Genomic DNA, 1,028 nt, shown 5'->3' with positions numbered 1-1,028 from the left:
GAACGCTTGGTGTTTCGCTTCTCGTTGGTGTTACTTCTATCAACCAACATGCGAAGCAGAGTTACGAAACAGGTGAGAAGCTTTTCTCAAACCCACGTCCTTACCGAATTCGTACCAAACATTCTGCAAATAAAATTCCTCAAGGGTTTTACATTCAGCTGCGCCGCGCTGGTTTCAACCAATGTGCGCCTTTCGACGTCCTTCATCTGGATGCCAAAACGGACATGAACTTGATGCTCGTTGGCATCGATCCTGTCGCAATGATCCCTCTTCAGCACGGCAAGTCACTTAATGAGATGCCCGTTCTCTCCTTGATGAAGCCGCCGTATCCGATCTTGATCAGTCAAGATTTGGCGTCTTACATGAACTGGCAAGACGGCGACTTTATTGAGTTGAATGATGGTAGCCGTCTTGGTCCTGTTCAAGTGGATCAAAACAAGCTCTTATCAGGTACACGTTTAGTTACCGACATTTCTTTATTAAGAATGTTGAAGCGAAGCTCGGGCCTTTCAGCGATTTCATGTGGCGAGATGCCAGAAGAAAAACTGATCGCATTAAAAAACATACTGCCAAATGGCATGACCTTGGTACGAAACACTCGTACTGAGCTTGAATCTTTGACCAAAGCATTCCACATGAACCTAACCGCGATGGGGATGTTGTCGTTTTTGGTTGGACTGTTCATCTTCTATCAAGCGATGTCATTGTCTTTTATTCAGCGTCAGCGATTAGTCGGCATTTTGCGTCAAACCGGTGTGAATGGAACCCAATTGGCGCAAGCGCTATTACTTGAGCTCTCGATCCTCGTTTTGGTCGCTTGGGCTTGCGGTAACTTCTTTGGACTCATGTTGGCGAACGAGTTGATCCCTGCAGTATCTTCCAGTTTGAGCGATCTATATGACGCCAACGTTGGCCTTACTATCGGTTGGTCGTGGCAGTCGAGTTTATACAGTTTGATTATGTCGGCAATGGGCGCTCTGATTTCCTGTTTGTGGCCACTGATTCGATTGTTGAAATCGCAACCAATT

Annotated in this window: 1 protein-coding gene; it reads left to right on the top strand. The window is 46.2% G+C overall.

The window, feature by feature from the left end; translation table 11 throughout:
- Positions 1–1,028 (top strand): ABC transporter permease (locus R8O70_RS26325; protein ID WP_318184601.1); only part of this gene is annotated, 1,028 nt, incomplete at both ends.

This window comes from Vibrio sp. 779(2023), assembly GCF_033344285.1.
GTDB classification, from domain to species: domain Bacteria; phylum Pseudomonadota; class Gammaproteobacteria; order Enterobacterales; family Vibrionaceae; genus Vibrio; species Vibrio alginolyticus.
Note: the sequence above shows the minus strand (reverse complement) of the source record. Positions and strands in the feature narration are given on the sequence as shown.